The sequence below is a fragment of the Mycobacterium persicum genome (assembly GCF_002086915.1).
In the GTDB taxonomy this organism is placed as follows: Bacteria; Actinomycetota; Actinomycetes; order Mycobacteriales; family Mycobacteriaceae; genus Mycobacterium; species Mycobacterium persicum.
In genome coordinates, this window is record NZ_MWQA01000001.1 from 4471570 (window position 1) to 4478117 (window position 6548).

Here is a 6548-nt window from a genome sequence, read left to right on the forward strand (position 1 = left end):
GAGGCCCAATTGAGGAAAGCCTGATGCGCATCGGGATGGTCTGTCCCTACTCGTTCGACGTGGCGGGTGGCGTGCAGTCGCATGTGTTGCAGCTCGCGGAAGTGATGCGCGCCCGCGGGCACGAGGTCAGCGTGCTTGCGCCGGCATCACCACATGCGGCGCTGCCCGACTATGTCGTCTCCGGTGGCAAGGCAGTTCCGATTCCGTACAACGGGTCGGTGGCACGGCTCCGCTTCGGCCCGGCGACCCACCGCAAGGTCAAGAAGTGGCTGTCCGAAGGCGATTTCGACGTCTTGCACCTGCACGAGCCGAACGCCCCGAGTTTGTCGATGCTGGCCCTGAACATCGCGGAAGGCCCGATCGTGGCGACGTTTCACACGTCGACCACCAAGTCGCTGACCCTGACGGTGTTTCAGGGCATCCTGCGGCCGATGCACGAGAAGATCGTCGGCCGGATCGCGGTGTCGGATCTGGCCCGGCGCTGGCAGATGGAGGCGCTGGGCTCGGACGCGGTGGAGATCCCCAATGGCGTGGACGTGGCGTTCTTCGCCTCCGCAGCGCCGTTGGACGGATATCCGCGGCCGGGCAAGACGGTGCTGTTCCTGGGCCGCTACGACGAGCCGCGCAAAGGCATGGCCGTGCTGCTGGCCGCGTTGCCTGCCGTTGTGCAGCGTTTTCCGGAGTTGCAGCTGCTGATCGTCGGCCGCGGCGACGAGGACCAGTTGCGCAGCCAGGCGGGCGGATTGACGCGCTACCTCCGCTTTCTTGGCCAGGTCGACGACGCCGGCAAGGCCTCGGCGATGCGTAGCGCCGACGTGTACTGCGCCCCCAATACCGGCGGCGAGAGTTTCGGCATCGTCCTGGTCGAGGCGATGGCCGCCGGTACCCCGGTGGTCGCCAGCGATCTGGACGCCTTCCGGCGGGTGCTGCGAGACGGCGAATTGGGATGTCTGGTCCCGGTCGACCCCCCGGATTCACAGGCCGCGGCGCTGGCCGATGCGCTGATCCGGGTGCTCGACGACGACGCGCTGCGTCGCCGGTACGTCGCCGCCGGCGCTGACGCGGTTCGTCGGTACGACTGGTCGGTGGTGGCCAGCCAGATCATGCGGGTCTACGAGACGGTCGCCGGGGCCGGCGTCAAGGTGCAGGTCGCCAGCTGATGATGTGGCTGCTCGCCGCCGTCGTCGCGATGCTGTTCGTGGTGCTGGTGGCATTCGGCGCCTGGGGTTATCAGCGCGCCAACCGGCTGGACCGGCTGCACGTCCGCTACGACCTGTCCTGGCAGGCGCTCGACGGTGCGCTGGCGCGGCGCGCGGTGGTGGCGCGTGCGGTCGCTATCGAGGCCTACGGTGATGCGGCCGAGGGCAGGCGGTTGGCGGACCTGGCCGACGCGGCCGAGCGCGCCGCGCGGCAGGCGCGCGAGGCCGCGGAAAATGAGCTCTCCGCTGCACTGGCGGTGGTCGACCCGGCGTCGCTGCCGACGGCGCTGGCTGCCGAGTTGGCCGACGCCGAAGCCCGGGTGGTGCTGGCTCGCAGATTCCACAACGACGCGGTGCGCGACACCCTGGTGCTGCGCGAACGGCGCATGGTGCGGGCTTTCCGGCTCGGTGGAAGAGCGCCGCTGCCAACGTATTTCGAAATCGCGGAGCGTTCCCACGCGCTGGCCCACGGCGACCGGGCCGACCACGGTGACCTGATCCGACGCACCTCGGCGCGCGTGGTGCTGCTCGACGAGACCGGTGCGGTGCTGTTGCTGCACGGTTCGGACCCGGCGGCCAGGGAATCCGAAGGCCCCGCGGTGCCTCGGTGGTGGTTCACCGTCGGCGGTGAGGTGCGCACCGGGGAGCAGCTGGCTGCGGCGGCTGCGCGGGAGCTGGCCGAGGAAACCGGTCTGCAGGTCGAGCCGGCCGACTTGGTCGGCCCCGTCTGGCGACGCCACGACGTTTTTGAGTTCAACGGCTCGCTGCTCGACAGTGAAGAGTTCTACCTGGTGTACCGCACGCGGCGGTTCGAGCCGTCCATCGAGGGCCGAACCGAGCTGGAGCGCCGCTACATTCACGGCGCCCGCTGGTGTGACGCCACCGACATCGCGCGGTTGGTGGCCGCCGGCGAGCAGGTGTACCCGTTGCAGCTCGGCGAGCTGCTGCCCGAAGCCAACCGGCTGGCGGATGCGTCGGGCGACGCTGTGCGCAATACCGTTGTGCCGCAGTCCATTCGCTGATCGGTGCGGGGTCTCGCCGGGCCGATCTCAGGGGGAGCCGCGGCAACCACGATGACAGCGGTCGCAGCCCCACATCGGCCAGTGCGTCGTTGATGCCTTGCACGGTGCCGCGCTGCAGCGCCGCGGCCACGTCGAACACGCTGATGCCCGGGAACAGCCCGGCCGGGGTGGGAACGTCGGCCGGCCCCTGCCTGTAACCGTGTTCGAGGTTGCCGCGGCCCCAGTTCACCAGGACCTTCAAGTTGGGCTGGATCAAGTCGGCCAGCGGTTCTCCGACGAAGGGGATGGCGCGCACCGGAGCCAGCATCGGCAGATCCTGGACGGGGATCGTGATGTAGGTGGTCAGTGACCCCGGTGTCACCGGCTGAACCACACCCGTGACAACCCATTCGGGCGTGAGCGCCGGGAATTGGGAGTGCAGAATCAAGGCGCCGGCGACGGCGTTGACGTCTGCCAGGATATTGATCGGGTACTGCGGAAAATCGCTGATCCACCGTATTCGAGTGAGTAAACGGTGGTCGGATAGACATTCGCCGGCGTCGCGGGAAAGAACGTAAAGTCCGCGATCGGTATATGCACTCCCGGGAAGCGGGAACCGATCAGCACGAACGACAGATCGCTCAAGGCCGGCCGTTGGTCGGCCGGCAAGGTCGCGGGATGGCGCAGTTCTTCGCCGACGATCACGGCGCCTTGCGAGTAGCCCAGAATGGCGGTCTTTTGCCCCAAGGCGAATTGCGTCATGATCGTCGAGTTCAGGTTCGCGACGCCCTGGGCCACCGACTGGTCGAGACTTAAGCTGCCCAGACCGGTTAACGGCCACAGCTTCGACGGCGTTACCAGGAAGTTGGCGGCGTATCCGGTGAAGGCGGGGTCGACGGGGTGGATGAACAGGTCCGAAACGGCCGCGGTGTAGAAGATTCGGGGCAGCGGACTGAACGCCGTCCCGCCCAGGGTCACCACCACGCCGCCGACCCCCAGCCTTTCGAGCACGCTGGTGACGCCGACGTCGCCGTTTTGGGGGTTCGCGTAGCCGATCCAGCCCTCGCCGACGTTGACGAGGCCGATATTGCGCTCGCCGACGTTCCAGATGCCGACGTTCGCGTCGCCGGTGTCTTCGAAGCCGATGTTGAATTGGCCGACGTTGCGGGTGCCGATGTTCGCGTTGACATAGTTGTTCCAACCCGCGTTGAAATTCCCCACGTTGTCAAAGCCGAGGTTGAAGCTGCCAAGGTTGCCGTTGCCGATGTTGACGTTGCCGGTGTTCCCAGTGCCGATGTTGATGTTCGGGAGCTGCCAGCTGGCAATGGCGCTGTCGGCCGTATCCGCCAATCGTTGCGGCAGTTCCTGCCATGGCGGTAACTGCGCGACAGCTGCCGAGGCGCTCAGGTGGTAGCCCAGCATGGCGGTCACATCCTGCGCCCACATCTGCTCATATTCGGCCTCGGCGAGTGCGATCGCCGGCGCGTTTTGGCCGAACAGATTGGACATCACCAGCGACAGCAACTGAGACCGATTGACTGAGATGATCCCGGGATGCACGGTGGCGGCTGCGCCGCCTCGAACGCGCACACCGCTGATCGGGCCTGAGCGGCCGCCTGCTCGGCGTCAGCAGCCGTCGCTTGCAACCACGCGGCATAGGGCGCTGCCGCGCCCAGCATCGCCGCCGACGCCGCACCCAACCACGTCCCGCCCGCCAGCCCCGCGGTCAACGCCTCGAACGAGGTGGCCGCCGAGCTCTCGCGGGTATTTGCCCGTGTGGACGATCAAATGCGTTGCGTCGACGAAATCCGCCGGGTCAGGACAGTTGCGGGAATCGCGGCGGCGGCAAACCCAGGTCGGCCATGGCGGCGTGCAGGCCCTGCCCGGCCCCCTCGACCAGTTGGCCGGCAACGGTAAGCGGGTCGAATTGCGGGAACAGGCCGGCCGGGGTGGGGACATCCTGATAGGCGGTGCGGTCATAACCCAACTCCACGAGCACCCGCAGATCCGGCTGCACCAGGTCGGCCAGCGGGTTTCCCAGGATGGGGATCGCGCGCAGCGGGTTGAGCAGCGGCAGATCATGGGTGGGGATCAGGATGTACTTGGTCATGGTGTCCGCCGGCGACACGGGCTGCACCACACCGGTAGCGATCTGAGCGGGCGTGAGGTCCGGATAGCTGGAGTGGATGTAGAACTGGCCGGCGACGGCGTTGGCGTCGGCGAGCAGGTTGAGCGGGTACTGCGGGAAGTCGGCCTGGAAGTCGTATTGAATCGCGTAATCGGTGGTCGGGTAGGCGTTGGCCGGGGTGGCGCCGAAGAACGGCAGATCCAGAATCGGGAGGTACAGACCGTGGAAGCGCTCGAGGAATCCGCCGTTGGGCCGGTTGGGGTTGGCGGCCAACACAAATGACAGCTGGTCAGCGGTGGGCCGTTGGTCGGCGGGCAGGGTCAGCAGGTGCTGCATTTCCAGGGTGGCAACCGAGGCGCTCTGCGAGTAGCCGAATACCACGGTGGGGCTGCCGTTCTGCGCCATGATCGCGTCGTTGAGCACTTTCGCGCTCTGCACCATGGACTGGCCGACGGTCAGACTCGTCAGACCCGTGAGCGGCCAGTACTGCTCCGGGGTGTACAGGCCTTGGGCGAGGTAGCCCGGGTGGATCGGGGCGAGGAACAACTGGTCGATGCGGCTTACATAGCTCGACGTCGGCTGCAGCAACGCGGTGCCCATGACGAGCGCCGTGCCCGGCGCCATCGCCACCGGGCCTGCCGCGCCGGGTGTCGACGGGCCGCCCAGCAGCTGCTGCCACGGAGTCAGCCGGTTGGCCAGTGCCGACGCATTGGAGTAGTAACCGGACATGGCGGCCACATTCTGGGCCCACATCTGCTCGTATTCGGCCTCGGTGGCCGCGATCGCCGGGGCGTTCTGGCCCAGCAGGTTCGACGCGATCAGCGACACCAGCCCGGTCCGGTTGACCGCGACCATCGCCGGGTGCACCGTGGCCGTCAGTGCGGCCTCGAACGTGCTCGCGGCCACCCGGGCCTGCCCGGCCGTCTGCTCGGCATGCTGCGCGGCCGCGCTCAGCCAGGCCAAATATGGTGTGGCCGCGGCCGTCATCGCGGTCGACGCGGCGCCCTGCCAGGATGCCGCCAGACCCGAGGCGACCGACTCGAAGGAGGCCGCCGAGGCCTGCAGGTCGGCGGCCAGCCCGTCCCAGGCGGCCGCGGCCGCCAGCATCGGCGCCGGACCGGCGCCGGCGTACATCCGCGCGGAGTTGATCTCCGGCGGTAGCACGGTGAAGTTCATGACACGCGTTTCCTTCGCGGCGCTCTCAGCTGCCGTGCGATGTGGCTGGCCGCGGACTTTCGTACGCCGGCCGTCGCCGTGCACGGGCGAGTGAAAACCCAATGGAATAGCGGTCCTGCCCGAAAGGACGTCAATTACTGTATGACAGCGTGGGCGCGCTCGCCGGGCCTTCGGCAAATTTCGTCGGCGCCCAACGACGTTGGGGCTCAAAAGGGTTGCGGCCCGATTGGTTTACCGTCTGAACGCGGCCATGACCCCCGCCCGCAGCGCCGCGCGGAGCCGAAAAACCCGGTTTTCGCTCACCACTAGACTGGTGCCCGCATCGAAGGAGAGAAGAAGCGAGTGGACACCTCGAACGGGGCCCCGCCATCCGGGTCGGCCACCGGCCAGGCCGGTACGGCGCGGGTCAAGCGTGGTATGGCCGAGATGCTCAAGGGCGGCGTGATTATGGACGTCGTCACCGCGGAGCAGGCGCGCATCGCCGAGGGCGCGGGCGCGGTCGCGGTGATGGCGTTGGAGCGGGTGCCCGCCGACATCCGCGCTCACGGCGGGGTGTCGCGGATGAGCGACCCCGAAATGATCGAGGGCATCATCGCCGCGGTGACCATCCCGGTGATGGCCAAGGTGCGCATCGGTCATTTCGTGGAGGCGCAGATCCTGCAGAGCCTGGGCGTGGACTACATCGACGAGTCGGAGGTGCTGACTCCGGCCGATTACACCCATCACATCGACAAGTGGAAGTTCACCGTGCCGTTCGTGTGTGGGGCGACCAATCTCGGTGAGGCGCTGCGCCGGATCGGCGAGGGCGCGGCCATGATCCGCTCCAAAGGCGAGGCCGGCACCGGCGATGTCTCCAATGCCACCACCCACATGCGGGCCATCAGCGGCGAAATCCGTCGGCTGACGTCGTTGTCGGAGGACGAATTGTATGTGGCGGCAAAGGAGTTGCAGGCGCCCTACGAACTCGTCGCCGAGGTGGCCCGCGCCGGCAAGCTGCCGGTGACGCTGTTCACCGCCGGCGGGATCGCCACCCCGGCCGATGCG

General features: G+C 67.7%; 4 protein-coding genes and 2 pseudogenes. 3 read left to right on the forward strand and 3 right to left on the reverse strand.

Annotation, left to right across the window (positions count from 1 at the left end; genetic code table 11):
• Window positions 1-23 precede the first annotated feature (23 nt).
• Window positions 24-1160 carry a glycosyltransferase family 4 protein gene (locus B4U45_RS20445; RefSeq protein ID WP_075547553.1) on the forward strand — a complete coding sequence of 379 codons (1137 nt, stop codon included), beginning with the start codon at window positions 24-26 and terminating at the stop codon, window positions 1158-1160.
• Window positions 1160-2221, forward strand: coding sequence for an NUDIX hydrolase (locus tag B4U45_RS20450; protein WP_075547552.1), 1062 nt, complete (start codon window positions 1160-1162; stop codon window positions 2219-2221). The genes B4U45_RS20445 and B4U45_RS20450 overlap by 1 nt, the downstream gene beginning before the upstream one ends.
• 277 nt (window positions 2222-2498) lie before the next feature.
• Here the strand turns inward: B4U45_RS20450 and B4U45_RS30725 are convergent.
• From B4U45_RS30725 to B4U45_RS20465, 3 genes and pseudogenes are all read right to left on the reverse strand, one after another.
• Window positions 2499-3211, reverse strand: a pseudogene (locus tag B4U45_RS30725) (PE-PPE domain-containing protein); the annotation flags it as partial.
• Window positions 3212-3313: 102 nt separating this feature from the next.
• Window positions 3314-3954, reverse strand: a pseudogene (locus B4U45_RS30730) (PPE family protein); the annotation flags it as partial.
• 62 nt (window positions 3955-4016) lie between these two features.
• Window positions 4017-5462 (reverse strand): PPE family protein, encoded by a 1446-nt coding sequence (locus B4U45_RS20465; protein ID WP_420891065.1) that lies wholly within the window; start codon window positions 5460-5462, stop codon window positions 4017-4019.
• Between the two features lie 384 nt (window positions 5463-5846).
• Here B4U45_RS20465 and pdxS point away from each other — a divergent pair.
• A partial coding sequence (gene pdxS / locus B4U45_RS20470) for a pyridoxal 5'-phosphate synthase lyase subunit PdxS (protein WP_219859496.1) occupies window positions 5847-6548 on the forward strand: 702 nt, incomplete at its 3' end.

Bases quoted from the DNA above. Each gene is read 5' to 3' on its own strand.
- B4U45_RS20445 (WP_075547553.1), top strand. From the start codon at position 24: ATGCGCATCGGGATGGTCTGTCCCTACTCGTTCGACGTGGCGGGTGGC.
- B4U45_RS20450 (WP_075547552.1), top strand. From the start codon at position 1,160: ATGATGTGGCTGCTCGCCGCCGTCGTCGCGATGCTGTTCGTGGTGCTG.
- B4U45_RS20465 (WP_420891065.1), bottom strand. From the start codon at position 5,462: ATGTACGCCGGCGCCGGTCCGGCGCCGATGCTGGCGGCCGCGGCCGCC.